The organism is Defluviicoccus vanus (assembly GCF_014672695.1).
GTDB lineage: Bacteria > Pseudomonadota > Alphaproteobacteria > Rhodospirillales > Defluviicoccaceae > Defluviicoccus > Defluviicoccus vanus.
In genome coordinates, this window is record NZ_CP053923.1 from 855,840 (window position 1) to 881,582 (window position 25,743).

The 25,743-nt window shown below is 64.3% G+C and carries 21 protein-coding genes and 3 pseudogenes; 8 read left to right on the top strand and 16 right to left on the bottom strand.

Annotated features, from left to right (window positions below):
- Positions 1-48: 48 nt before the first annotated feature.
- Positions 49-702: a potassium channel family protein gene (locus tag HQ394_RS03795; protein WP_190262092.1), complete on the top strand. Its 654-nt coding sequence runs from the start codon at positions 49-51 to the stop codon at positions 700-702.
- Positions 703-832: 130 nt separating this feature from the next.
- Entirely contained in the window at positions 833-1,234 is a 402-nt protein-coding gene (locus tag HQ394_RS03800) for a NifB/NifX family molybdenum-iron cluster-binding protein (protein ID WP_190262093.1), read from the top strand.
- 66 nt (positions 1,235-1,300) lie between these two features.
- Here the strand turns inward: HQ394_RS03800 and HQ394_RS03805 are convergent, their stop codons facing one another.
- The 9 genes and pseudogenes from HQ394_RS03805 to HQ394_RS20385 form a co-directional block, all read right to left on the bottom strand.
- A complete protein-coding gene (locus HQ394_RS03805; protein ID WP_190262094.1) occupies positions 1,301-1,771 on the bottom strand; it encodes an ArsC/Spx/MgsR family protein in 471 nt (156 codons plus the stop codon).
- A gap of 20 nt (positions 1,772-1,791) precedes the next feature.
- Entirely contained in the window at positions 1,792-2,994 is a 1,203-nt protein-coding gene (locus tag HQ394_RS03810; protein ID WP_190262095.1) for a lipopolysaccharide biosynthesis protein, read from the bottom strand.
- A 669-nt stretch (positions 2,995-3,663) separates the two neighbouring features.
- Positions 3,664-4,665: a peptidoglycan-binding domain-containing protein gene (locus HQ394_RS03815; RefSeq protein WP_190262096.1), complete on the bottom strand. Its 1,002-nt coding sequence runs from the start codon at positions 4,663-4,665 to the stop codon at positions 3,664-3,666.
- Positions 4,666-4,864: 199 nt separating this feature from the next.
- Complete coding sequence (locus tag HQ394_RS03820) at positions 4,865-5,899, bottom strand: DUF4340 domain-containing protein (RefSeq protein WP_190262097.1); 1,035 nt, start codon at positions 5,897-5,899, stop codon at positions 4,865-4,867.
- A gap of 18 nt (positions 5,900-5,917) precedes the next feature.
- Complete coding sequence (locus HQ394_RS03825) at positions 5,918-7,738, bottom strand: Gldg family protein (protein ID WP_223291827.1); 1,821 nt, start codon at positions 7,736-7,738, stop codon at positions 5,918-5,920.
- Positions 7,739-7,786: 48 nt separating this feature from the next.
- On the bottom strand, positions 7,787-8,521 hold the full coding sequence (locus tag HQ394_RS03830; RefSeq protein ID WP_190262099.1) for an ABC transporter permease: 735 nt from the start codon (positions 8,519-8,521) through the stop codon (positions 7,787-7,789).
- A complete protein-coding gene (locus HQ394_RS19480; protein ID WP_223292150.1) occupies positions 8,514-8,891 on the bottom strand; it encodes an ATP-binding cassette domain-containing protein in 378 nt (125 codons plus the stop codon). Before HQ394_RS19480 ends, HQ394_RS03830 begins: the two co-directional genes overlap by 8 nt.
- A 166-nt stretch (positions 8,892-9,057) precedes the next feature.
- Positions 9,058-9,213, bottom strand: a pseudogene (locus tag HQ394_RS20380) (ABC transporter ATP-binding protein); the annotation flags it as partial.
- The gene (locus HQ394_RS20385) at positions 9,210-9,392 is read right to left on the bottom strand and encodes an ATP-binding cassette domain-containing protein (RefSeq protein WP_263053767.1); all 183 of its coding nucleotides are present in this window, start codon (positions 9,390-9,392) and stop codon (positions 9,210-9,212) included. The gene HQ394_RS20385 and the pseudogene HQ394_RS20380, both read right to left, overlap by 4 nt.
- Positions 9,393-9,986: 594 nt before the next feature.
- On the opposite strand from HQ394_RS20385, the gene HQ394_RS03845 reads away from it, so the two are divergent.
- On the top strand, positions 9,987-10,304 hold the full coding sequence (locus tag HQ394_RS03845; protein ID WP_190262101.1) for a cupin domain-containing protein: 318 nt from the start codon (positions 9,987-9,989) through the stop codon (positions 10,302-10,304).
- A gap of 250 nt (positions 10,305-10,554) precedes the next feature.
- Here the strand turns inward: HQ394_RS03845 and HQ394_RS03850 are convergent, their stop codons facing one another.
- On the bottom strand, positions 10,555-10,740 hold the full coding sequence (locus HQ394_RS03850; RefSeq protein ID WP_190262102.1) for a hypothetical protein: 186 nt from the start codon (positions 10,738-10,740) through the stop codon (positions 10,555-10,557).
- Positions 10,741-11,154: 414 nt separating this feature from the next.
- Here HQ394_RS03850 and HQ394_RS03855 point away from each other — a divergent pair, with 414 nt between their 5' ends.
- The 3 genes and pseudogenes from HQ394_RS03855 (at position 11,155) to HQ394_RS03865 (ending at position 13,768) form a co-directional block, all read left to right on the top strand.
- Complete coding sequence (locus tag HQ394_RS03855) at positions 11,155-11,946, top strand: SDR family NAD(P)-dependent oxidoreductase (RefSeq protein ID WP_190262103.1); 792 nt, start codon at positions 11,155-11,157, stop codon at positions 11,944-11,946.
- A gap of 144 nt (positions 11,947-12,090) precedes the next feature.
- Positions 12,091-12,921: a SirB1 family protein gene (locus HQ394_RS03860; protein WP_190262104.1), complete on the top strand. Its 831-nt coding sequence runs from the start codon at positions 12,091-12,093 to the stop codon at positions 12,919-12,921.
- Positions 12,922-13,056: 135 nt separating this feature from the next.
- Positions 13,057-13,768, top strand: a pseudogene (locus HQ394_RS03865) (IS5 family transposase).
- A gap of 13 nt (positions 13,769-13,781) precedes the next feature.
- On the opposite strand, the gene HQ394_RS03870 reads toward HQ394_RS03865, so the two are convergent.
- The 5 genes from HQ394_RS03870 to HQ394_RS03885 form a co-directional block, all read right to left on the bottom strand.
- Positions 13,782-15,038 carry an acetyl-CoA hydrolase/transferase family protein gene (locus HQ394_RS03870; protein ID WP_190262105.1) on the bottom strand — a complete coding sequence of 419 codons (1,257 nt, stop codon included), beginning with the start codon at positions 15,036-15,038 and terminating at the stop codon, positions 13,782-13,784.
- A 34-nt stretch (positions 15,039-15,072) separates the two neighbouring features.
- Positions 15,073-16,296, bottom strand: coding sequence for a DJ-1/PfpI/YhbO family deglycase/protease (locus HQ394_RS21435; protein ID WP_456151529.1), 1,224 nt, complete (start codon positions 16,294-16,296; stop codon positions 15,073-15,075).
- Between the two features lie 408 nt (positions 16,297-16,704).
- Complete coding sequence (locus HQ394_RS03880; protein ID WP_190262106.1) at positions 16,705-16,860, bottom strand: hypothetical protein; 156 nt, start codon at positions 16,858-16,860, stop codon at positions 16,705-16,707.
- Positions 16,841-16,963 (bottom strand): hypothetical protein, encoded by a 123-nt coding sequence (locus tag HQ394_RS20390; RefSeq protein WP_263053768.1) that lies wholly within the window; start codon positions 16,961-16,963, stop codon positions 16,841-16,843. Before HQ394_RS20390 ends, HQ394_RS03880 begins: the two co-directional genes overlap by 20 nt.
- 87 nt (positions 16,964-17,050) lie before the next feature.
- On the bottom strand, positions 17,051-17,875 hold the full coding sequence (locus HQ394_RS03885; RefSeq protein ID WP_190262107.1) for a sulfite exporter TauE/SafE family protein: 825 nt from the start codon (positions 17,873-17,875) through the stop codon (positions 17,051-17,053).
- A gap of 222 nt (positions 17,876-18,097) precedes the next feature.
- On the opposite strand from HQ394_RS03885, the gene HQ394_RS19490 reads away from it, so the two are divergent.
- Positions 18,098-23,248, top strand: coding sequence for a molybdopterin cofactor-binding domain-containing protein (locus tag HQ394_RS19490; RefSeq protein WP_456151530.1), 5,151 nt, complete (start codon positions 18,098-18,100; stop codon positions 23,246-23,248).
- Positions 23,249-23,416: 168 nt separating this feature from the next.
- On the opposite strand, the pseudogene HQ394_RS03905 reads toward HQ394_RS19490, so the two are convergent.
- Positions 23,417-24,779 (bottom strand): annotated as a pseudogene (locus HQ394_RS03905) (IS1182 family transposase).
- Positions 24,780-25,282: 503 nt separating this feature from the next.
- Here HQ394_RS03905 and HQ394_RS03910 point away from each other — a divergent pair.
- Positions 25,283-25,741, top strand: coding sequence for a hypothetical protein (locus tag HQ394_RS03910; protein ID WP_190262108.1), 459 nt, complete (start codon positions 25,283-25,285; stop codon positions 25,739-25,741).
- Positions 25,742-25,743: the final 2 nt, after the last annotated feature.

Here is a 25,743-nt window from a genome sequence, read left to right on the forward strand (position 1 = left end):
TATCACAAACCGGTGCCTGCCAGGACCGACCGGTGGGGAGAAGAGACGATGCGAATTGCCATTCTCGGGCTGGGCGACTTCGGCTTCAGCCTGGCTTACTGGCTGCACGCCCTCGGCAACGAGGTGATCGCCATCGACAAGAGTGCCGACATCATCCAGCGGATCATGGAGAACGTCAGCAAGGCGATCGTCGCCGACGCCACCGACCGCGAAGTGCTGGAGGAGATCGGCATTCGTGACGTGGACGTGGTGCTCATCGCCGTCGGCAGACGGCTGGAGACCCATGTCCTCCTCACCCACTATCTGCGTGAAATCGGCATTCCGCGGGTGATGGTCAAAGTGGCGGACGAGGAACAGGGAAAGATTCTGCGTCTAGTGGGGGCCACCGACGTAGTCCAGCCCGACCGCGACATCGCCGCCAAGATTGCCGCTTCGCTCACCTTTCCCAACGTGATCGAGTACGTGCCACTGGAAGGTCAGGTGCGCATTCTCGCCCTCAAGGCACCGGAGGGACTGATCGGCAAGGCGTTACAGGACATGAAGATGGTCGCCAATGAACACATTCAAGTCCTTGCCGTCGATCCGGCCGGCCGCGACAAGCGTCCCTTCATCCCCGCTCCGGACTATACCGTTGCCGCCGGCGACACCCTGGTGGTGATGGGTGATCTGGCCGACCTGTTGCAGACGCTGAAGCAGCAGTAAAGCTGAACGGGCGGCAATCCGGCAGCCACGCCGCAAGAGAGAACGGCTCAACGATCGTGGGTGCAGCGCTTGCAGGGCAGCGACCGCCCCTTCGATCGCTTCATCCCCGCCAGCGCGAAGAGGCCAACAGATGCAGACACAATCGATGCGGATCGCGGTCAGCAGCAACGACTATCGGACAGTGTCCGGCCACGCCGGCCAGGCACAGCGGTGGCTTATCTTCGAGATGGACGCCAACGGCCTTCTCGGCGACGGCAAGCGCCTGGACCTGCTGCCACCGCAGGTTTTTCACCGCTTCCAGGGTCCGGGGCTCCACCCACTGGACGGCGTTGCGGTGATCGTCACCCGTTTCGCCGGGGAAGGGTTTCTCGCCAAGATGCGCAAGCGCGGGATCGAGGTGCGGCAGACGCGGGAAACGGACGCGCGCAAGGCGGCCGTCAACCTCCTCGCCGGCACCCTGGCACCGCCGCCCTCGCGGCGGCTGATGTCGCTGGTCTGCAAGGTGCGCGACGCCTTCTCGGACCATCGCTGAGGCATTGGCCTGAAGGGAAGCGACTTCCCCGATGTGGTCGGTGCCGCGGCGGTCAGCCGGCGCGCTTTAATGGTCGTCGGTGGTCAATTGGCAGGCATTCTCGGCCCCGCCTGCCGGCATCGGCATCGTCGCGTCGGCCTTGCCACCGCGGCTGGCGCATCCCTCCCGGCCCGGCGACATCGCCGTCGCCAGACCGATCCAGCCCTCGATGATCTCCGGCTCCCAGCCCACCTGCCGCTTGCCCATCGCCTCCAGCAGCGGTCGGCGGATCAGTGCCGGATCGGCGATCAGCAGCGCCATCGCCGTCTCAGCGCTCAGCGTGTCCGGGACAATCTCGCCGCTCTTGACCCGGACGGCAGAGCGATTGAACCACGCTGCCACCGGGCAATCGCCGAAAAAGCCGCGCAGCGTCGCTTCAGTCCACGGTTCGGACAGCAGGTCACGCACGATCACCTCGTGCCCGGCGGACTGCAGCACCTGCATCTGCCGGGCATTTCCCTTACATCCCGGCTTCGCATAAAAGATCACTTGTGCCATGTGGCCTCGCCTCCCCTGCATCAAGCTGAAGCAGCACCGGCAGCTTTAGCTGCTGGCACGTTACCATCGGCATGGCGATAGCGTAACCACAACAGCGCCACCCATATACCCGCACTCAGCACACCCTGCGAGACGCACATGCCCCAGGTTGCGCCGTCCAGGCCGAAATTGAGTATCAGCGGCACGCCCACCACGAAGGTAGCGACGGCAGCCACCATAACGGCGTAAAAGCGGAGGTCAGAACGTTGATGCACCGTCAGCATGATGCTGGCTGGCTGCCCCATACCGATGAACAGCGGGATGAGGGCCATCTTCTGCAGCACCGGCCCAGCCGCGGCCAGCTTCTCACCGAAGGTCCACAGAACAATCGTTGGGCCAAAAAAGAAGGCGATCGCCGCATAAACCGAGGAAATGCCCAACATGCCGAGAAACAGTTTGCGCGTGTAGGCGACACGTGCCGCAATACTCATGTTATCAATGCGCTTGGCGATCATCGGCACAAACATCAGGCTGAGCCCGATCGCAACCTGGGTAAACGGCGCAACCAGTGAGTCTACTGCCTTCAGGTAACCGGTTTCCTGCGTCGACAGCAGCGAACCACAAAGCAGGAAGTAACCCTGATAATAGGCGATGGTTGCGGGCATGGCGAGCAGGATCCAGCGGCCATACGACCAATGATCGTGCGAAAACCTCCGCTTCTCGTCCGCATCAGGGAGGCGAACTTGACGCCCCAGCCGGATGGCCTGAACACCGCATACGATGAAGCTGCTCGCGCAAAGCACAAAGTACATGCCGACAATGGTGACCTCGCCGACCTGCTTGTACAGCCAAAGGCCACCGACGCTGACAACCACGTAAGCCAAGGATTGGACGCAGGCACTGTAGGGCTGATGGTCCACATAGAATTGCCGACGCATCATGTATTGGAAGGTTATGACATTGGCAAAAATCAAGCTGACGACGACGGTGCGCGTATGCACCAGATCGATCGTTCCCATCTGCCAGAGAACGAATGAACCGAGGCCTAGCAGGGCACTGATCCCGCCGATCCACAGCAACTGCAGCATGACGACGAAGCCAAGGTAGCCGCCACGCTCCTGGGCTGACCGGCGTGAGCCGAACACCGACATGGGCTCGAGCACCGCGCCGCCCTGCAGCGAACGCAGGGTCATCACCAGCACGCTGGTCATGGCGAAGATGCCGAGACCCTCGGCGCCGATCAAGCGGCCGACAAACACACTGCAGAGAAAATTGATCGCCGCCGACGCTCCCTGATCGGCGATGCTGGCCATTGATCGCCCCCATGCCCGCAATCCGCTTCCAGGCCGGTGGCCGTGCGGTCACCGGACTTGCCGACGGGATGGCGGGGTTCGTGGTCATCTGCGTTGTTTCGTTCATCGCTTGCAGCGGGCTACCTTGAAAGTGTACACGTAACTCTTCGTTCCGCCCCGGGGGCCTCGTGCGCCAAAACACCATGGGGGCTGCGGCAGGGTATGACCGAAACCATCGGTCAGCGACGTTACGCACATGCAAAATCGAGGTGCATTTTCCTGACTGCCTGCGCCTTACAAAGTTTAGAGGCATCCTAATCGAACTGCCGCACTGCGCAATGCGTCACAAATCTCTCTCCCCGGCGCCGGGTTGGGTAACGACGCCGGGTAACGATGCCCTCCAGCCACGCTACTCTTTTGTGTTACCTAGATTATTCACGCGATCAGTAAATCTTGCGCGGCAAAGCGGCAGCAATAGCTAGCATCGTGACATCGAAATTTCATTCGTGCAGTGCGGCAAAAACGCCCTCGCAATCGCGCGTAGCGCACGTTCCACCAGACAGCAAACAACCGCGCAGCGACGGCTCGCCACTCCGGCCATATCCGTAGCGAAAAGTGTTGCTAGCGATCACCAGGCAGTGGACGGAACGCGACCTTGGGTTTGCCCACCAATTCAGCACAGGCGCGCAAGCGGTCAACGCCACGATCGTAAATCCATTCGTCGCCGTGTTCGTCGCAATAGGCGTTGACCGCCTCGGGCGCGGTTACGCTGTTGAAATCGTGCCCGATCAAACGCTGCACATTCCCCAGCACCCGTCCGGTGAGGCTTCGCGAGGGTACCGGTGCACTACCCGGGGTAGCTGCCACCGCCTCGTCGCGCGATAAAGCGGCGGCGTCCGCACGCAAGCGAGCCAGCATCTGTTCGTCGACACGCCCGTCGGCCTTGAGCCCACCCCTCTTTTCGTAGGCCTTGACCGCCGCCTGCGTCTGCGGACCCAACCGGCCATCCAGGACCCCGATCGGGTAACCCAGGGCCGCGAGCAGCTCCTGCGCCTCGGCAACGCGGGCATTGCCCCGCGGTGCACCAGCGCGCAGTTGGCCATCCGGCGCCTTGGCGACGGAAGCAGTCGACTTGGTGGTCGAAGGTCGGGCGATTGGCGGCTTGATCGCTCCCAGGCTCGTCTTGGCTGTGGCGGTCGGCGTCGCATCGGCGGTCATGAGGCCTGCAGGTCGCGGGCGCGGCCGCATCATGGGAGCCACCACCGGCGGCGGTGCCGCGGTCTGGCCCGCCGGTGCGGCGGCGGCGTCACCTGCGGTGCCCAGGGTGGCATCTGTTGCCGCGCGGCGCGGGTTCGACGCATCCTGCTCGCCAACGGTCGCTCGCAGCGATGCACGCAAACCCGGCGACAGTTCGGCCAGAGTCGGTTCGCTTGCATCTGCCGGTGCCGCGGCCGCTGTCGCCGGCACCATCTCGGTGTCAGCCTTTCCGGTTAGACTTGGTGGCAGCGCCTGCGGCCGGCTGTCAGTAGAAATCGATGCCGGATCCAGCACTTCCCACACCAGGGAGCCGAGGGTGACGATCCCCCAAAACATCGTAAGGATCAGGATCGCGAGCCGCCCCATTGTGGCGCTACCATTCCATTGTGACTAGAGATTGTAATGATGATCGTGGTGCTTCACCGCGCTTGTCAACTGCGGACGCACCCGTACACACCAAATAGCCGACATCGCGTATCGACAGCTTGCGCATAGAAATTTCGCGTCGCAGCGCTGCAGCAGCGCCGCCGGATTGCCGGCGGTCAGGAAAAGCGGGCGTGCCCGCTCATGACCCCGATCCGGCGTCGGTCAGTTCGTCAAGACTACGCAGCAGCGGCGCAACCTTCCATGTGTACACGTTATAGGCGTAGCCACGCGTACTCCTGTTGAGATCTTCCGCCTTTGCGACCGTTGCCGCCGTGGCACCGGGCACCGCCGCTGCCGACAGCCTGATCCAGTCCTTGCCGTCGTGCTGCACCAGTTCGACGTCCACAATCAGGCCATCAAAGGTGCGAAAGCGGGCGTGCGAGCTGCTGGCGGCGGGAAAATCGATTTGATTCGCCATCACCAAGTCCTGCAGCTGCAGTTGGGTGAGGGCAATCGCCATCCCGTCCAGGGCGTCTTCGCTCTTCAGGTGGCGATTGCGGGGCAACTCGCGCAACGCAAAATGCGGCGCCGCGGCGTCGGCCTTTACTGCCGTCAGCGTCTTTCCGTCGGGCCGTGTCACCTTCACTTCCGCCAATTGGTCGGCAGGCAGATCGATCACCGTCTGGTCGATCCAGGTGGCCACGGCCGGCTCCGCACTCAGCGCGCCCTCGGCAAGCCAGGCCCGCGGCTCGCCGGGAATCCGCACGAAATGGGTGTCGGTCGTGGCACCGGTCGTTGGCGTCTCGCCGAGCAGGAGCTTCGCCAGAGGTTGCCCTTGGGCATCGGTGACGGTGACCGCGGTCGAACCCGCATTGGCACCCACGTCCTCGACGCCGATGCTGGCATAGCGTTCCGGATTATCGGTCTTCGCTTCTAGTCGTCGCAGCTGCGCCAGCTCCACCACCAGCTGTTTGATCTTCTCCTTCGAAGCAGGGTAGTCGCCCCGCTCGCGGATGCTCCAGGCTTGGTCACCGCGGACGATGGTGGTCGTCTCGCTGCCCTTTTGAATGCGGATCTCGTTGATCTGATTGGCGGCACCAACCAATGCGGGGAAAAGCAGCTCGCCACTACCGGTGACGGCCGCCGTTTCCGGCTGGCGAAGGACCAGTACGGCGGCGACGCCAACCGCCGCCACCGTTGTCGCACTCAAGGCCAGGAAAGCAGGCAGTCGCATTTCCTTTATCCCCTCCGCTTACGCCGGTCGTTGGACGGCATGTCGCCGGCGCAGGCGCCGCACGATCATGACAATGATCGCCACCACAACCATCACCATCGGGATGGCGGCGATGTTGATGATCTTTGCCCAGTTCTCCACCTGCTCGATATCCTGGCGCAGTGCCAGTTGGACATCGCGGAGTTGCTTGCGCACGGCAATAAACTGACTGCGGAAGCGATCCATGGCGGTCTGGTCGTCGTCCGTCAGCAGCGTCTGACCCTGCTCCCCCTGGCGCTTCTGGATGCTGTCGATCCGGATCTGCAGTTGCTTCAACTGTTCCTGCAGCGCCTGCTCCTTGGAGCGATAAAGCTGCTCGGCTTCCACCTGCAGGTTCTCGACCAGGGTGAACGGCCGATAGGACGAACCGCGCCCTCGCAGCCCCGCCAGGGACGCACTGCCGCTCAGATTCTCCAGCGCGTTGATGACGAAGTCGGCATTGTTGGCAATGGGCTGGACCACCTGCTCGCCGAAGAAATTGCTCTGGTTGAGCCACATGCGGTCGTAGATGAAATCCACGTCGGCAACGACCATGACATTGATCGGTTGCTTGTCGCTGCCATTGCCGGCCCCACCGTCACCGGCAAACGCTGCCCGAGCAGGACCGCTGATACGCGCGGCAAGCATCAGCGGCTGGCCTTCCGGCTTGAACTCGCGAAGGATGCCAACCACGTCCGGGCCGAACTGCACCTTCGAGGCATCAATCGGTGCCGACCGCGGGCCGGTGGAGATGAGCGGGGTGACCGTCGTCGTCGCGTCAGGGAGGCGCTCGAGAATGCCGGCGGTGGCAAAGTTGAGGCGCTCGACGCTGGCCATCACCGGGTCGCTGGTGTCCACATCTGTCTTCGGCAGCGACAGCCAGGCAACGTAGTCGGCAATCGTTCCGCCGGTGGAAACGCGGCGCGCCGCGTCGAGGTCACCCGCGACCTTGTTGTTGAGTAGTTGCAGCCCCCAGGCCGCGAGCAGGCTGTTGACCGCCTCCGGAGGGGCGGGTTCAACCAGTGGCGGTGCATGCGGCGGCAGCGCCTCCGGCACCGGGTCCACCAGCACCAGGGCCGGCTTGCCAGCGGCAACGAAGCTATCGACCGCCTTCAACGCGCTCTCGGTCAGGCCGCCCAGGTGGACAACGAACAGCGCCGTTACGTCCGCCGGCACCTCCGCGCTGTCGGGCGGCAGTTCGCGAACGGTGAAAAACTGGCCAAGCTCGCTCAGCAGCGTCAACTGTTGCGGCTCGCGCGGGCTACCGGGGCGGCCGCCGGACGAAGGGGGAAGCGCCGAAATGACGCCCACGACCGGCTTATGCGTCTCCGCCAGGCCGAGAATCAGCTTCGTCAGGTCGTATTCGAGGAAGCGCTCCCGCTCGAGACCGAAAAAACCAATCTTGTCGGCGCCGTCGGTGGAATTGCTGGCGGCGAGACCGAAGTACCCCTGGTCACCCGCCTGGGTGATCGGCACACCTTGCATGCCATCGGCGACGGCACGGTCCTCGGCGTCGGAGAAGGGCTCGGGATCGAGGACGGTCAGATTCAACTTGCCGTTGGCCAGTTCGACGTAGCGCTCGAGCAGCGCCTTCACCCGGGCAAAGTAAGCCGCATACTGGGGCACGCTGTCGCCGAGCGAGCGGGAGAAGTAGAGGCGAATGTCGATCGGCTCGTCGAGGTTCGCTAGCGTATGGCGCGTGCCCTCGGCCAGCGTGAAGAGGTGGTTTTGCGTCAAATCGATCTGATCGCCCCTGAGGCCACGATCAGCAATCACGTTAACGGCGACAAACAACACGGCGGCGACGCCGAGTCCCACCACGCCAAGCCGCGAGCCTTCGCGGCGGCGCANGCCAATCGAGCGGCCCGCTCATGCACCCCTCCGCGCGTCCACTGCAACCACCGTCGCGAACAGCCAGAAGGCAATCGTGGTGGCAAAGAACACCAGATCGCGCAGGCTGAGTACGCCTTTGGTGACCGCATCGAAATGTTCGAGGAAACTGAGGCCGGCGACGAAGTCCACCACCCCTGCCGGTGCGATCCGCCGCACCCAGTCCAGCACCAGGTCGAGACCACTCATCGTCCACAGGAAGCAGACGGCGGCGGCGAGAATGAAGGCAACCACCTGATTTTTGGTCAGCGCCGACATGCACGAGCCGATGGCCAGGAAGGCCCCCGCCATCAGCAGGCTGCCGAAGTAGCTGGCGGCGATGACGCCGTTATCCGGCTGTCCCAGCACGTTGACCGTGATCCACATGGGAAAGGTGAGCGCCAGGGCAACGGCAATGAACGCCCAGGCGGCAAGGAACTTGCCGATGGTCGCCTGTGTCGGCGAAATCGGCAACGTCAGCAGCAATTCGATGGTGCCGGTCTTGCGCTCCTCCGCCCACAGGCGCATCGCCACCGCCGGGACCAGCAGCAGATAGAGCCAGGGATGGAAGACGAAGAAGTTTTCCAGCGTCGCCTCTCGCCGCTCGAAGAAGGCGCCGGCATAAAACGGCAGGGCGCCGGCGATGGCGACGAAGATGACGATGAAGACATAGCCGACGGGAGTGGCGAAATAGCCGCGCAGTTCACGGCCGGCGACGGCTAGCACGTTATGCATGGCGGGTCTCCCGTGCATCGGCCGTTTCCGCATCGGTGGTCAACAGGCGGAACACCTCGTCTAGTCGACCTCGATCGACCTCGATCGACCGCGCCGCCACGCCCGCCTCCTGCAGCGCCTGAGTGATGGCAGCAAGCGGCACCGAGCCGCCGCGGCAGGACAGCCGCAGTTCATGGCGGCCGTCGGCGGCGAGACTTTCGGCGAGGCCGTCGGCGGCAAAGCGCTGCAGCACCGAGCGCGCCGCGGTCGCTTGGTTGGCGTTGACGCTGACCAGCAGCGTGTTGTGCTCCGGCAATCTGGCAAGTAGCTGGTCGGCGGTGCCGTCGGCGACGACGCGGCCGCGGTTGATGATCACCGCCCGCGTACACACCGCGTCCACCTCTTCCAGGATGTGGGTGGAAACGATGATGGCCGACCCGCGCGAGGGTGCCGATCAGCTGGCGAACGTGAAACTTCTGATTGGGATCGAGACCGTCGGTGGGTTCATCCAGGATCAGCACCTCCGGCTCGTGCAGCATCGCCTGGGCCAGGCCGACGCGACGCTTGAACCCCTTCGACAGCGTTTCGATCGGCTGCTCGTACACTTCGGCGAGCGACACCATATCCATGACCCGATCCAACTTCCGCCGCTTCGCCGCGCCGCGATAGCCGCGGACGTCGGCGACGAAGGCCAGGAAGCTGCGCACACTCATGTCGCCGTAGAGGGGGCCCCCTCCGGCAGATAACCGAGGCAGCGCCGGGCGGCGAGCGGATCCTGGACGATATCGTGGCCGCAGATGCGGACCGAGCCGGCGGTGGGTTCGAAGAAGCCGCCAATCATCCGCATGGTCGTCGTCTTGCCGGCACCATTGGGCCCAAGAAAGCCCAGCACCTCCCCTTATGAACGTGCAGGCTGATCCGGTCGGCGGCAAGCAAAGGTCCAAAGCGCTTGGTCAGGCCGTTAGCATCAATCATCACAGTGACAGAATGTTGTTGCGGACGACGGTGGCTGTTGAGCGGGTTTGGCCAGGCAACGTGACATCAGCACGGCAGATGCTCCCCCTCGCCATGGTTCGGCGGATCGTCCGGCCGTCGCGATTTGACCCGAACGCCGCCAAGGCCAAGGCGGCCGCAGGGTACTCAAATCGTCCTGCGGTGCAAGAGGCGATCGGGCTTTATCTCCCGGCCGCCCCCGCGACGGACGCGCCGCCAACTCGGTAGAGCGGCCTCCTGCAAAGCATTTCCGCCCTAGCTCGCTCCCCGCCGCAATCAACAACTTGTGATCCGCATGCCGTCGCAGCGGCCGCGGCTGACGCGCGGCTGCTGATCACCGCGCATCGTTCGCCGGCGCCCTGCCGAAATATAGTGACAAAACCAGGTCAGCATCGGCTGCTTAGTTGCGCCACGGTGGTTGATGTGGTGATATCGTCTTCTTAAGAACGCAGCGGCACCAAGGCCGCAAACACCAGGATGCGCGGGGATCGTCATGGCGAAGAAGTTCAGGAAGGGCAAGTTCCCAGAACCGGTGAATCGTGGCGCTGTGGCTGCCGAGTGGCGGTCCTGCGGCTACTCATGCGATCTTTTCGTCGACCCGCCGGGCCGCGCGTGGCTTGATTTTGTCCACCACAGCAACGAGTTGGTGGCCGTGGCCGAAGGACGGCTTGAGGTTGCCGTCGACGGCGAACTCTTCGTCGCCGAACCGGGGGACGAAGTCTTCATCCCGCGCGGCACCCGCCATTCCGTCCGCAATGTCTCGTCGATGACGACGCGGTGGCTTTACGGTTACGACAACCCGCACGCCTGAAACGCCCCTCGCCGCCTGCAGGCGCACAACGGCGGGGTTCAACGTTTCGGCACTCATCAGCTTTTGATATTGGATTCGCCGGGTCGCGCCGGTAGTGCCGTCGGCTGTGCCGAGCGTAGAGGCATTCCGGTGTGCTCGGCTGGGATCGAGATCGTACACCGGATCACGACCGGCGAGAAACGCCGGCGGTTAGCTGACCGGCGTCATGGCAACGCCGGTCCGGTGTGATTGTGGCTGCGGATATGGACGATCAATAGCGATCGGCACACCGAATAAATGCGCGTGACGCATGCTGCCGCTGATCAGCCTTCACCGGGATCAGCGTCAGCGCCATTGGCATTCTGTGCACCGGCTGCGCAAGGGGAGCCAAATACAGATCAAGAACTTCTTTCGCGAGATCAAGCGTCTTCAATATCGTTTCGACAGACAGCGCCATCAGTGCGCGTGTACAATTAAACATTTCTCCTCCACGTTTTTGAATGCCTGTGTGGCTTTGAAGCCATAAAATCGCTTTTTGCCGGGGCCTGCAACCTTAAAGATTACGGAGGCATGCAGGCAGCCACCCGGTCGTTGCTGCGCCTTGCGCCGAATGACCGCGCGCGCGGCGCCCGAGCATTGGCACTCTTTCGGCAGCACCCCTTGGTCGGCCGCAAGCGTGTGCGTAAGATAGCTGCCCGGTGGCGGCTTCAAAGGGGATCGCCGCCGGCACTTCCAGCCCCTGGCGACGGCGCCATTGCCTGCCCGCGGGCAGAGGCGGTAACCCCGGCCCTTGTGTTCGTGCCCATGGATCCGCGGCGGGAAACATCCGGACCAGGGGGACATCCGGACACGAGACAGGAGAATTGGCGGCATGCGCCATGCTTACCAGCGAGCCATGATCACCGGCGCGACGAGCGGCATCGGCGCGGCCTTCGCCGAGCAGCTGCCGGCAACCACCAGCCTGCTGCTGCCGGGGCGCAGCGAAGAGCGGCTGGCCGCCGCGGCCAAGCGGCTCGCCCGCCCGGGGCGGACGGTGGAAACGATGCTGGCAGATCTCGCCGATCCGGCGGCGGTGGATGCGCTGGCCGCACGTGCCGACGCGTTCGGCATCGACCTCCTGATCAACAATGCGGGTCTCGGTCCCTTCGGTCCGTTCCTCGATAACCCGGCAGCTCTGGAACGAGCAACAACCATGGTCAACGTGGTGGCGATGGTGATGCTGACCCGCCAACTGCTGCCGGGCATGCTGCAACGGGCGAAGGCCGCGCAGCGCCGCGCCGGCCTGATCATCGTCGCCAGCACCGCCGCGTTCGCGCCGGTCCCCTACTTCGCCACCTACACCGCCAGCAAAGCCTTCGATCTGAACTTCGCCGAGGCGATTGCCGAAGAACTGCGCGGTGAGCCGATCGACGTGGTGGCGCTTTGCCCTGGTCCCACCCGAACCACCTTCGGCACCAGCGCCGGCTTCGATCTGAGCCACTTGCCCGGTGCCACCGATCCCGCCGCTGTCGCCCGCGCCGGCCTCGACGGCTTGGGTCGCGGGACCATTCGGGTGAGCGGCGCGGTGGGCCAGGCTGCGTTCGTACCGGTGGTATGGCCGCGCCGGCTGCTGACCGGTGCCCTCGGCGCGGCGATGCGTGTGGTCGCGGCGCGACGCCGCTGAAGACTCTGCGCGCAATCAGCTTCATGCAGTGCCCCTCGTTGGCGTAGGTCTTGCAGAGTGGGTTTGCTGACCTAATTACGATCCAGGCGCCCCGTCTCGTCCGGGCGTCGCGCAGAGATCGCGGAGAGGGAGACAGAATCGATCGTGGAATGCCGCACGCAGCTGCTCGAAACCTTGAGAGACGTGGGCCGCCGCGACGATAGCCGCATTCCACTTGCCGAAACCGCCCTCCACCTCGCCGCCATCGATCGGCCGGAGGTGGATCTGGCCCCCTACCACCAGCATCTGGCTGAGATCGCCATGCGCGCCGCGGAGCGGGTGACGCGGACCGACAGCGTCGACATGCAGGTGGAGGCGCTGCGCCATGTCTTGGTGGACTATTATGGCTACCAGGGCGACGGCGAAACCTACGATGATCCGCGCAACGCCAGCCTGATCGACGTGATCGATCGCCGCCGCGGCCTGCCGGTGGCGCTCGGCATCCTCTACGTTCACACTGCGCGGGCCTACGATGGCGAGATCTGCGGCCTCAGTTTCCCCTCACATTTCCTGGTGCGGCTGACCGCCCGCGGCCAACACGTGATCATCGATCCCTTCGGCGGGGGACGGACCATGATTGCCGCCGACCTGCGGCAGCGGCTGAAGCAATTGCAGGGGCCAACGGCCGAGATCAAGCCGCAGGACTACGCCGCCGTCAGCAATCGCGACATCCTGATCCGGTTGCAGAACAACATCAAATCGCGCGCCATCAGCGCTGGCGACTTGACACGCGGGCTCGAAATACTCGAACGAATGAACGCCATCGCCCCCAACCGCAGCGAACTGTGGTGGGAAACGGCGATGCTGCACAGCCGGCTCGGCAACATTCACACCGCGATCGCCACCCTCGAAGCCTGTCTCGCCGCCGGCACCATCGTCAGCGGCGCGCACGAAATCGAGGAGCTGCTGCAGCGACTGATCGAGCGGATGAACTGAGCTTGAGCTGAGTCTGAGCAGTGGCGAAGCGCCCTCGTCTAGGGCCTGTTGAGATTCAGGATTCCATCCTTGGCTTGATTGTGATTCAAGCTATGGATGGAACGTTTTGTACTGACAGACGCCCAATGGGCGAGAATGGAACCGCACTGCCTGGGCAAGCCAACGGACGCGGGTCGCAGCGGCAGAGACAATCGGCTCTTTGTCGAGGCGGTTCTGTGGGTGGTTCGCACGGGCAGTCCCTGGCGTGATTTGCCGGCCTTTTTCGGCAACTGGAACACCGTCTTCAAGCGCTACCGAGACTGGGTCAAAGCCGATGTTTTCATTCGGCTTTTCGAGGCTTGCTCGGATGATCCCGATATGGAGTACGCCATGGTCGACGCCACCATCGTCAAGGTTCACCGCCATGGCCAGGGCGCAAAGGGGGACTCAGAGCCAGGCCATAGGGCGCTCCAAAGGCGGCATGACGACCAAGATCCTGGCCCTGACCGATGCCCTGGGCAATCTCGTGCGCTTCGCACTCCTGCCGGGCCACCGCTTCGATACCGTCGGCGTTGCCCCGCTCATCGACGGCCTCCAATTCGACGCTTTCATCGCCGACAAAGCCTTCGACAGCAACGACATCGTCGCTGAGCTCAACGAGCGCGGCGCCAAGATCGTCATCTCCCAGCATCCGCGCCGGAGCAAGCCTCTCCCATTCGATGCCGAGATGTACAAATGGCGCCATCTCATCGAAAACTTCTTCTGTAAGCTCAAAGAGTTCAAGCGCATCGCCATGCGTGCCGACAAAACAGACCAAAGCTTCAGCGCCAATATCTATCTCGTCGCCGCCGTCATAAACTCACGGTGAATCTCAACAGGCCCTAGGCGAGAGCGCGGCGCATCTCCGCCCAGGTGTCGGCGAGGGAGGCACGGAACGCCGGTGCGGCCACGGCGATCAACGCCTCGGCGCGCTCATCGAGCGTCCGGTCACGCAGTTCGGCAACGCCGAACTCGGTAATCACCGTATCCATGTCGGCGCGGGCGACGCTCACCGTCGTACCCGCCAGGAGGCGCGGGACAATGCGCGAGACGCTGCCGCCCTTTGCCGTTGCCGGCAGAACGACAATGGCCCGGCCGCCCGGTGACAAGCGGGCGCCGCGCATGAAATCAACCAGACCGCCGGCACTGGAGATCTGCCGCCCCCNGGCCATCTCGGCGTTGGCTTCGCCCCACAGGTCCACCTCGATCACCGAGTTGATAGCGGTAAAGCGCGGAATGCGCGCCAGCACGCCAATATTGTGGGTGTAGCCCACCGGAGCGAAGGCCACCTGCGGATTATCGGCGACGAAGGCGTAGAGCTCGTCGATGCCGAGCGCGGTGCCGGTGACGATGGCGCCCTGCTCCTCGGCCAAAGCACCCGAGCCGACCAGGGCGAGCACCGGGGTCATGATCGCCCCCGTGTGCAGGCGAAGGCGGCGGTGGCCGATCAGCGACGTCAGCACCTGCGGCGTCTGGCCGATACCCACTTCGAGCACGGCACCATCGGGCACCACCGTCGCCAGATGCCGGCCGATCGCCGACCAGACCTCGTCCTCGCCGGTCTGATCAAGGAGCAGCAGGGCTTCGGCGTCGATCACATAGTCCAGGTCGGCCAGGGCAACGGTGGCCGAGCCGCGGGTGCGTGGCATGCGCGGATTGACGTGGGCAACGCGCACCGCTGCCTTGGCGAGGATCGCCGGGGTGAAATCGTTGCCGATGCCGAGGCTGACCCGGCCGGATGCGTCGGNGGGACTCACCTGCAGCACGGCGAGATCGATGCGGCTGACGTCTCGAAGGTAGCGGTAGGTGGCAAAATAGGACAGAGGGCGCAGGCGTATCCGCCCGGCAGCGAAACTCGCTGCCAGGTCGCGGTTAAAGAAGAACGCATCCGCCGTCGCCGTCGCATCGAGGCCGGCGTAATCGACCCGGTTGATTCCTGGCAGCCACACCCCGGTGAAGGTGACGCCGGCGGCCGCTTCCGGTCTGGCGCGCAGTGCTTCGACCGCAAGCGCCGACTGGCCGCCCATGCCGGGGATGTAGACGGTCTTGCCGGGCGCCAGCAGGTCCGCCAGCGCCGTGGGGGTGATAGGTCTTGGCATGCTTGGGGGTATCCCGGTCTAAGGTCGCCCGGCCTCAGTTGGCCCGCGCCACGTCCTGGTCAAGGAGGGCAACGAACTGGGCCAGCCAAGTGGGATGTGCCGGCCAAGCGGCGGCAGTCACCAAGTTACCATCGGTCACCGCGTCGTCGATGGCAATTTCCGCATAGCGGCCACCGGCCAGCCGCACCTCCGGAGCGCACGCCGGATAGGCGGAGACATGCCGGCCGCCGATGACGCCGGCGGCGGCGAGCAGTTGCGCGCCATGGCAGACGGCGGCGATCGGCTTGTTGGCTTCGGCGAAGTGACGCACCATCACCAGCACCCGGTCGTTCAGCCGCAGATACTCCGGCGCGCGGCCGCCCGGGAGGACCAGCGCGTCGTAGTCGGTCTCGGTCACCGCATCGAAGCTGGCGTTCAGGGTAAAGTTATGGCCGGGCTTCTCCGAATAGGTCTGGTCGCCCTCGAAATCGTGGATCGCGGTGCGNNAGATCTTTTCGCCCGCCGATTTGCCGGGGCAAACGGCATGCACCGTGTGGCCGATCATCTGCAGCGCCTGAAACGGCACCATGATCTCGTAGTCTTCGCCGAAATCGCCGACCAGCATCAGAATCGACTTGCCCGCCATCACTGCTCTCCTCGCCTGCCCGGTTGCCCACCCGTCCATTGATTGGCGTCGCTTGCCTCGCGCCGCGGACGGCCGTCGCAGCGGCATTCTGCCACAGGGTCGGCTAGCTGGGTATCCGTTGCGATGTGTGCACCCCACCCCCGGCTTCGCTGCGTGCTCAATGGCCAGTGTTACGTGGCGGGCGGCGGCGCTCAGACCGGTTGTTCGAGCGAAACCACCAACCGCCGGCCAAGCTTGGCGCGCCGAGTCGAACTGCGCCGGCTTGCTTGCATGCTTCGGGTCGAGCAACCGGTTGATCGCCGGCTGATCGACACCCATCCGCCGGGCAAGTTCCGACGGACGCACGCCATCTTCCCGCATCGCAAGGTAAAGCGCCGTCTTGGCCGCAATCAGGCCACCGGGAGCGACGGTGGGCCGGCCATCCGCCGGCGACGGGTGCGAAATATCCGCCCGGTCCTTGATCCGGCCAGCCAACGCCACCTCCAGGCAATCAACGGCACTGGCAAGCGCATCGTCCTGATCCCTCCCAAAGGTGTTTGCCTCCGGCAAATCAGGAAATGTTACCAGGACGCAATGGCCCTCAGGCGGCCCTTCCTTCACCTCTTCAAGCTCGACCGGATAAACAAGTTGCATCACCAAACCCTTCCCAAATGGTAGCGAATGGTCTCTTCAATCCAAGGCATCGCGGGGCAGTCCCAGCTGCTTGAGCAATAAGGCCACATATGCCGGCGTCAGTTCGCCAGCCTTCACAGTTGTCGTTTTTCCGTTCACCGTAACCCTGGCATGGGAACCTTTCCCAGACGTCAGGTCACTCGAAAACGATCGGCCGGTTCTTCGGCAAAATTGCTTTAACAGTCGCACAAACTTTGGACGCTTCATGGACGGAACGCCTCACAGAGCCCTGACGATGCATTAACCCTCCTCCCACCGACCATGTTGATGTTTAGCTCTTAACTTAGCACATATGATAAGAGCGGCAAGCGAGAAATTTGCACTTGTGCTAAGATTAACCTTGCTTGCTTGTCGTCCTGCCCCCTGCCCTCACCCCCGCACGGTGTGGTATTTGTTGGCGTAGTGTTTGCCGAGTTGCTTGCGGGTTTGCTGGGTCAGGCGGTTGTTCTGTGGCACCGGCGAGGCCTTGCGATCGCCTTTGCCCGGCTTCAACGAACTGGCGTGGTCAGCCGTTTTCTTTGTCATCCTCGTCCTCCTCCCCACGCGCCCGATCGGCCGACTTGACCCGCCGGCGGTCGTAGGCGCGCGGATCGCGGAATACCTTGGGGCGGAACTTGGGCGAACGCACCGCCTGGGCCGCCGGGTTGCGCCGACGCGGCGGTGACGGCCGTTTGCCCCCTTCGATCCCCGCATGCGCACCATAAGCAATCCGCCGCTAGCCAAACGCCCGCCACAGCATGCGCCCGCCGGTGACGAAGAGAAAGAGGACAAAGGTCAGCCGCAGCCACTTGGGATTGATGGTATGGGCGATGCGGGCTCCCCACGGTGCCGCCAGCATGGTCACCGGCACGATCAGGGCGAAACCGATCAGGTTGACGAAGCCGAGGCTGAAGGGCGGCCGCCCCGGATCATCGACACCGGCGAGGATGAAGCCGATGGCGCCAGGCAGGGCGATCAGGGTGCCGGTGGCCGCCGCCGTCGCCACTGCCTGGCGGATCGGATAGCTGCAGGCGCTCATCACTGGGACGCTCAGCATCCCGCCGCCGATCCCCATCAGCGCAGAAAGCAGGCCGATTACCGTCGCGATCAGTTGCAGCAGCCATCCCTTGGGGAGCTGCGGCCAGATCGGCGTCCCCTCGCCGCGCGTCACCATATTGATGGCAACGGCGAGCGAAACGATGCCGAATATGGCGGTGAGCACTTGGCCGCGCACCGCGCCAGCGATCAGCGTGCCGATGACCACGCCCACCACCACCGCCGGCGCCCAGCGCCTGAACAGCGCCATATCGACGGCACCGCGCTGGTAGTGGGAGCGGGCGGACATCAGCGACGTGGGCACCATCGCCGCCAGCGACGTCCCCACAGCCATGTGCATGGCAACGCTGGCATCGAAGCCGAACAGCGAGAAAATGTAGAACAGTACCGGCACGACGACGATACCGCCACCGATGCCGAGGAGACCGGCGAGCAGGCCCGCAGCCAGACCGGTGGCGAGCAGGGCCGCCGCGAGGATGAGGATGGAAGAGCCGTCCGTCGGCATGGGCATTTACTTCATGGCAGCATCACACACTGACCCGCTTATCGCACAGCGGCGGCGGCGGCGGCGTAGGAAAGCCACGCGCATCGTGCATCAAACCGTAATCAATTTTGAGTACGCCCGCAGGGCACCCTGATTGACATCCCCTTGTCGTTTGCTACCAATCTCGCCATCGCACAAAGGACGGTATGGTTGCGCAACAGATCTCCCGGGTCATCAGAGGCGATGAACGATAGCCCACGGCCCATCTACCAACGGCCGCAAACTCTAGAAACCTGTCTGGATCTGCTCAGCGACGGCACCTGGACCATCATCGCCGGCTGCACCCTCTACTATGTGGATTGGCGGAGCCGGCCGCTCACCGATCGCCTGCTCGACATCACCGCCATCGCCGAACTCAAAGACATCACCATCGACGCGGCGCAGGTGCGGCTGGGTGCTCTCGCCACTTGGTCCGACATCGCCCGGGCGACGCTGCCGGCGGAGTGCTCGCCGCTGCAACAGGCCGCCCGCCGGATCGGGGCGCGGCAGATTCAGAACGTCGGTACCCTGGGTGGCAACGTATGCGGGGCCGCTGCCAACGCCGACGGCATCCCGCCGCTGCTGATTGCCGATGCCGAGGTGGAACTGTGTGCCGCCGACCGCATGCGGACCCTGCCGCTGGCGACCTTCCTGCGCGGCAGCCGCCAGACGGGGCGCGAAGCGGACGAACTGTTGACCGCGATCCTCATCCCGCGCCGCTACTTTCATCACACCGGCATCTACATCAAGCTCTCTCGGCGGGCCTATCAGGGCCTTGCCATCGTCTCCGTCGCCGCGCGCATCGGCACCGATCACAGCGGCCGCATCGCCACCACCGGCATCGCTGTCGGCGGCTGTTCCGCCGTTGCCCAACGCCTACCAGCGCTGGAAATGCGCTTGGTCGAACAGGCCATCAACAGTGGCTTGCCAGACCTGTTCGATGCCGAGACCGATCTTGCCCGCCTGACGCCGATGACCGACGCGATGGCCAGCGCCGACTATCGCGCCGATAGCGGCGGCGCTGCTGGTGCGGCGCTCGCTGCAGGCGCTGCAGCGGACACGCCAATGACCGCGATGCGGCGCTTTCACCTGCAGGTCAACGGCACCGAGGTCGACATCGACAGTCCGCCGATGCGGCGCCTGGCGCAGGTGCTGCGCGAGGATCTGCGGCTCACCGGAACCAAGATCGGCTGCAATGCCGGCACATGCGGCGCCTGCACCGTACTTCTTGACGGCGAGCCGGTCGCCGCCTGCCTGGTGCCGGTGGCGCAGGCGGAAGGACGGGCGATCATCACCATCGAAGGGCTGAGCAGCGAAGGGCTGAGCGCCGTTCAGCGTGCCTTCCACCAATACGGCGCCGCCCAGTGTGGTATGTGTACGCCCGGCATGCTGATGGCGGCAACCGCCCTTCTCGCCCGGCAACCGCAGCCATCGGCGCAGCAGGTAACGGATGCGCTCGGCGGCGTCCTCTGCCGCTGCACCGGTTACGCCAAGATCATCACCGCGGTGATAAANCCCCACACCCTACCCAAGGCCGAGACTGCTGTCGGCATCGGGACAGCGGTGGGCGCTCGCGCCCCGCGCCTCGATGGCATCGCCAAAGTGGATGGCAGCGAGCGCTTCGGCGACGACGTGGCACCCGAGGATGCGCTGTGGCTGTGCCTAGTCCGCTCGCCATACGCGTCGGCGCGGTTTGTCATCAGCGAGACCCAGCCACTGTTCGAACGCTACCCGGGGCTGGTGCGCGTGCTCACCGCCGAGGATGTGCCGGGCGAACTCTGTTTCGGCATCGCCAACGGTTTCCGCGACCAGCCGGTACTGGCCAGCCACCGGGTGCGCTTTCAAGGTGAGCCGATCGCCGCCATCATCGGCGATGCCGCCACCATCGCCGCCTTCGATCCCGCCGACTTTCCGGTGTTGTGGCAAGACCTGCCGGCCCTGCGGACCATGGATGCGGCGACGGCCGAGGACGCGCTGCAGCTGTTCGAGACCCGCCCCGGCAACGTATTGACCCGCGGCCGGGTGTGTCGGGGTGACGTGCAGGCGGCGATGGCGCAGGCGAAGCATGTGGTCGAGGGCCAGTTCGAGACCGGCTTTGTCGAGCACGCCTACATCGAACCCGAGGCCGGCTATGCCCGGCGCGTCGGCGACACGATCGAAGTCTTTGCCACGACGCAGACNCCCTACGCCAACCGCCTCGACTTGGCACGTATCCTCGCCCTCGATCCGGCGCAGGTGCGGGTCATCGCCACCGCCGTCGGCGGTGGCTTCGGCGGCAAGCTCGACCTGACGCTGCAGCCGCAGGTGGCACTGGCGGCGTGGCTGATCGGCCGGCCGGTGCGTGCTGTCTTCAACCGTGGCGAGTCGATGGCGACCACCACCAAACGCCATCCGGCGCGCATGACCGCCCGCCTCGCCGCCGACGCCGCCGGCCAACTGACGGCGCTGACGTTTCAGGGCGACTTCAACACCGGCGCCTACGCCTCCTGGGGGCCAACGGTGGCCAACCGGNNGGTGCCGGTGCATTGCTCCGGCCCCTACAGCGTCGGTGCGATCCTGGCGGAAACCCGGGCGATCCACACCAACAACCCGCCCGCCGGTGCCTTTCGCGGCTTCGGGACGCCGCAGGCGGCGATCGCCGTCGAGGCACTGATGGACGCGCTCGCCGACAAGCTGGAATTCGACCGACTGGACTTCCGGCTGCGCAATGCGCTTCGTGCCGGTGACACGACGCCAACCGGCCAGGTGCTGCACGAGAGCGTCGGCATCGCCGCCTGCCTCGAAGCCCTGCAGCCCCGCTGGCAGGCTGCCCGCGCCGAAGCCATCGCCGCCAATGCGGACACGACGGCGGCGCTGCACCGCGGTGTCGGCATCGCCTGCATGTGGTACGGCTGCGGCAACACCTCGCTATCCAACCCCTCCTCCATCCGCGTCGGCCTGCGCCGCGACGGTCGCATCGTCCTCTTCCAGGGCGCGGTGGACATCGGTCAGGGATCGAACACGGTGCTGGCGCAGATCGCCGCCGATGCGATCGGCGTCGACCTTGCGCAGATCAGCCTGGTGCGGGCGGATACGGCGCGGACCCTTGATGCCGGCAAGACATCGGCCTCGCGGCAGACCTTCGTCTCCGGCCAGGCGGCGAAGCGCGCCGGCCAGGCGCTGCGCCAGAGCATTCTTCGCCTCGTCAACGCCGGCGAGACCGCGCATCTGTCCTTCGAGGATGGCGGCGTGCACGTGAGCGACGATGGCAATGGCGTCGGCGATCGGCGTCTCGATCTGACGGCAATGGCGGTGGACGGCGACGATCTGGTGTTGAGCGCCGAAGGAACCTTCGATCCACCGACAACGGTGCTGGATGCGGATGGCCAGGGCGAACCCTACGCCACTTATGCCTTCGGCGCGCAAATCGCGGAGGTCGCGGTGGACATGGAGCTTGGCACGGTGCAGGTGCTGCGCATTGTCGCCGCCCACGACGTGGGGCGCGCGATCAATCCGATGCTGGTGGAAGGCCAAGTGGAGGGCGGCATCCTCCAGGGCCTCGGCATGGCGCTGATGGAAGAGTTCGTCCCCGGCCGCACCTTTGGCCTGCATGACTACCTGATCCCCAGCATCGGCGAGATGCCGCTGATGGAGACGATCCTGATCGAAGACCCGGAGCCACTGGGCCCGTTCGGCGCCAAAGGCGTCGGTGAGCCGGCGCTGATCCCCACCGCGGCAGCGATTCTGAACGCCATTCGCGATGCCACCGGGATCACCATACACCAAGTACCGGCGACGCCCTCGCGGTTGCGGACACTGATCCGCGCNCCACGCGGCTTTGCAGGCGACAACGGTGGGGGTTGCACGGCCATGAGCGAGAAGGCAGCCACTGGCGATGTCAAGGCGGCGATCATCGTTTGCGACGCCTGCCCGGTCCGCTGCCGCATCCGCTTGGACACCGCCGGCGCCTGCGACCGCTATGCAAACCTGGGCGGCGTCCTCGTCCGCGTCGATCCGCTGGTGGTGGCCGAACGCGTCGCCGGGCGCGACGGCGCCATGGTGCCATTTCTCGCCAAGGACGGGGCAGCGGATGGCGACTGGGACGGTGCCTTGGTCACCGACGAGAGCCGGTTCGTCACCGGCATCGGCGCCGGCACCACCTATCCCGACTACAAGCCCGCCCCCTTCATCGTCGCTAGCCAGCACGAAGGCGTCGATATGGTGACGGTGGTGACGGAGGGCATTTTCAGCTACTGCGGCGCCAAGCTGAAGATCGATACCGACCGGCATCTCGGTGCAGAGACGGCGACGGTGCGCTGCCAGGGCGAGCCAGTCGGCCACGTGACCACCAGCGAGTACGGTTCGCAGATGCTGGCGCTGGGCGGTGTCCGCCACCTCACCGGCGGCGGCAAGCGTGAAGGCCAGGTGACGTGCGAGACGATGCTGGCCCTGTGCAACAAGGAAGCGGTCACCCTCGCCATCGACGGCGGCAGCGAGGTGGTGGTGCAGGCCGGCAAGCCGCCGGTGGTCGATGGCACCGCCGAGGAGCGGATGCGCGTCGGCTGCGGCTCGGCGACGATTGGCATGTTCGCGCCGACCTGGTTCGGTCACGTGGATGAGGTGGTGGTGGTGGACGACCACATCACCGGCGTACTCTCCGAACACGAGGCCGGCAAGCACCTCGGCATCCAGCCCACCGGCATCAACATAGCCGGACGCAAGTCGACGCCAGGGCGCTATTTCCGCGTTGCCGAGCCGGGCAGCGGCTGGGGTGGCACGACCATCGACGATCCCCTCGCCATCCTCGGCCCCTTCGACAACCGCAAGGCGCGACCGGGCCTGAGCATGCTGATGGTCAGCACCACCGGCGAGGATGCGATCTACTACGTGCTCGACGAGGCGCTGCGGCCACAGCCGGCGGCAATGCCGGAGGCGCTGGCGGCGACGGTGGCGCTGATCCGCGAGAACTGCGAGCCGGCACTCTGTTCGGTGCTCTTCATGGCCGGTGCCGGCGGCTCGCTGCGCGCCGGGGTCACCCGCAACCCGGTCCGCCTCACCCGTTCGGTCAAGGACTCCCTCGTCTATGTCAGCTGCGGCGGCGCACCTGTCTTCATCTGGCCGGGCGGCGGGATCACCTTGATGGTGGACGTGATGCGGATGCCCGAACGCTCCTTCGGCTACGTGCCGACACCGGCCCTGGTGGCACCGATCGAATTCACCATGCGCCTCGACGACTATCGTGCCCTCGGCGGCCACATGGACCGCGTCGTCGGCTGGCAGCAGGTGGACGAGAGCGGCGAGCGCAGGGCGATCGGCTGGGGTGAGGCCAACCCATGGCCCTTCGCACAATCAGCCTTTTTGAGGAGGGGGAAATAAAGATACTATGGAGAGAGAATCGATAACAGGGACAGCCCCTAGCAGCCTGTCGGACTTGCGTCTCGGGCGTCGCCGGACCTGCGTAGGGATCGGTGCGTCGGCGCCTCTGTCAGCGCCATTTTGGGCGGTGCGGTCGCGCTGGCGCGCCTGCGGAACTGGCCGCGCAGGCTAGACGGCGCGGCTGAGGGCGAACATCCGCTTCAGGTTCCATGCCATGGTCACAAGCCTCCACTCGCCACGGGCGGCATTGAGCCCGCGCAGCAGGAACTGCCGGAACCCCAGCACGGACTTGATGATGCCAAACACTGGCTCGGGCGTCTGCTTGCGCAGGGCGTAGAGCGCGCGGCCCTGCGGCGTGCGCAGCCGATACGCCATCGCCTGAACCGGGGTGGGGTCTTCGGGCGCCGGTGGCGCCGCAGCGAAGCGCTCTTGCAGGCTGAGATGATGCGCCTCGCGACCAAGTGCGATCAGCGGTTCGATCCCGCCGGCCACACAGGCCTGCACATTCGCCTCGCTGAAGTAGCCATTGTCCGCCAACAGCATGTCCGGCCTGCCGAGCACGTCCGGCAGAGTGCCGATCTTGTCCAGCATGGGTGTAAGCTGCTGCTTGTCGTTGGGCGCCTGCACCACGTCGGCGACCACCACCAGCAGACTGCCCGCCGCCACCGCCGCCTGCGCATTGTAGCACTGCTCAAAACCGCCGCCCGCCACCGCCATGATGCGGCTTTCCTCGTCGGTCAGATTGATCTGATCCGTGGGCAGCGGCGTCGCCACCGGCGGCTTCGGCTCACGGCCCGTGGGCTTCTTGCCGGTGGCCGCTGCCTTGGCGTCCCGTGCTGCGAGTTTCGCCTGATGGTCTGCCTGCTCCCGTTCGAAGCGTTCCTTCGCGCGGGCCTCGATCTTCGCCCGGGCCTCGGCGAGCCTGGACAACCGTTCCTCACGTCGCGCCAGTTCGTCGGGGATCGACATGCCGTCAGCGATGTCCACCTGGTCCGCCGCTTCTGCCTTGGCCATGAGATCGGCCACTTCGGCCTGCAGTTGGGCCTCCAGCTTGCCCGCATGGTCATAGGACAGCGCGCTGTGCCGGCTGGCATTGGCGTGGACCTTGGTCCCGTCGAGCCCGACCGTTCCCAGCTTCAGCACGCCCATCTCGCGCGCGAGTCACCAGCACCTGGACGAACAGCTTCTCGATCTGCGGCAGAAAGCGTCGGCGGAACGCGGCGATGGTGTCATGGTCCGGATGATCGTTCGCCGCGATGAAGCGGAACGCCACGCTGTCATAGGTCGCCCGCTCCAGCTTGCGGCTGGAGAACACCCCGGTGGCGTAGCCGTAGATCAGAATGCCCAGCAGAAGGCTGGGGTGGTAGGACGCTTCCCCAGAGCCACGGTAGCTGCCGGTCATCGGCCGCAGATCCAGCCCCGCGATCACCTCCACCACGAACCGCGCCAAGTGCCGCTGCGGAAGCCACTCGTCCACCGACGGCGGCATCAGAAATCCGCTGTCGCGGTCGATCGGGCGGAAGTTGCTCATGCCGAAGAGGTCCGGGCCGGGGGCGTGAATCCATGCCCGGATTCTATAACCCACAGCTCCGCCTCGCGTTAAGTCCGACAGGCTGCTAGGAAATTTGTTTTTGTTCTTATGCCATTCGATGCTGCATTTGATGACGTTTACAAGCTTTCTATCTTGCCTGCTTGTCAGAATGCGGGCGCATACTGCGAGCGGGTAGACGAGCAGATCTTTCACACGAACATCATCGATCGCATCTTCAACCAGATCGCAAAAGCAGACATCATCGTAGCTGATATGTCCGGGAGAAACCCTAACGTATTTTACGAAACAGGATATGCACACGCACTCAACAAGGTTGTGATATTGCTTACTAGATCGGATGACGACATACCCTTTGACCTTAGAAACTATCCCCATATAATTTATGGTAACAGCCTATCTTACCTCAAGGAAGAGTTAACAAAGAAAATATCTTTTTTTGTTAAGCAAGTTACGATTGAAAAACTAACTTTGATGAGCACGCATTGGATTTTTATGCAGGCCAGAAGCGACTCGAGAATGGAGCAAGGATACCGCTGCTTAACGAAAACGGCGAGTCTAAGTTAAAGTATAAAGCACAATTTCCCATAACAATAAGCAACCCAACAAAAAATGTGATTATCTCCGACTACATGAGAATTGCTATTATTGCAAAGTATATGCGGGAGGCGGAGGAATTTCTAGGACCTACTGGCGTTATGCAATTTGATGGACTATATGGGCTAAGGTATTTGTTTACTTTCGATGAGCCCCTGCTTCCAAAAATGCGTATCTATAGAAGGATCGATCTATTTTTTTCATCGAAGGATGATGGGATTGGTATAGAAGCAAAGCTGAGAATCTATTGCGAGAGAGAGCCACGAGATATCGATTTCTTTTTCGTAGAAAGTTCGCCTGAGATCCCGCTCGAAATTCTCAACAGTTTGCCACCTCTAAATCGTTGATG

What these genes read in the sequence shown, in the direction of transcription:
- HQ394_RS03795 (WP_190262092.1), top strand. Translation starts at nt 49, where the DNA reads ATGCGAATTGCCATTCTCGGGCTGGGCGACTTCGGCTTCAGCCTGGCT.
- HQ394_RS03845 (WP_190262101.1), top strand. Translation starts at nt 9,987, where the DNA reads ATGGCGAAGAAGTTCAGGAAGGGCAAGTTCCCAGAACCGGTGAATCGT.
- HQ394_RS03880 (WP_190262106.1), bottom strand. Translation starts at nt 16,860, where the DNA reads ATGACAAAGAAAACGGCTGACCACGCCAGTTCGTTGAAGCCGGGCAAA.
- HQ394_RS03885 (WP_190262107.1), bottom strand. Translation starts at nt 17,875, where the DNA reads ATGCCGACGGACGGCTCTTCCATCCTCATCCTCGCGGCGGCCCTGCTC.
- HQ394_RS03800 (WP_190262093.1), top strand. Translation starts at nt 833, where the DNA reads ATGCAGACACAATCGATGCGGATCGCGGTCAGCAGCAACGACTATCGG.
- HQ394_RS03815 (WP_190262096.1), bottom strand. Translation starts at nt 4,665, where the DNA reads ATGGGGCGGCTCGCGATCCTGATCCTTACGATGTTTTGGGGGATCGTC.
- HQ394_RS03830 (WP_190262099.1), bottom strand. Translation starts at nt 8,521, where the DNA reads ATGCATAACGTGCTAGCCGTCGCCGGCCGTGAACTGCGCGGCTATTTC.
- HQ394_RS03820 (WP_190262097.1), bottom strand. Translation starts at nt 5,899, where the DNA reads ATGCGACTGCCTGCTTTCCTGGCCTTGAGTGCGACAACGGTGGCGGCG.
- HQ394_RS03850 (WP_190262102.1), bottom strand. Translation starts at nt 10,740, where the DNA reads ATGGCGCTGTCTGTCGAAACGATATTGAAGACGCTTGATCTCGCGAAA.
- HQ394_RS03805 (WP_190262094.1), bottom strand. Translation starts at nt 1,771, where the DNA reads ATGGCACAAGTGATCTTTTATGCGAAGCCGGGATGTAAGGGAAATGCC.
- HQ394_RS03855 (WP_190262103.1), top strand. Translation starts at nt 11,155, where the DNA reads ATGCGCCATGCTTACCAGCGAGCCATGATCACCGGCGCGACGAGCGGC.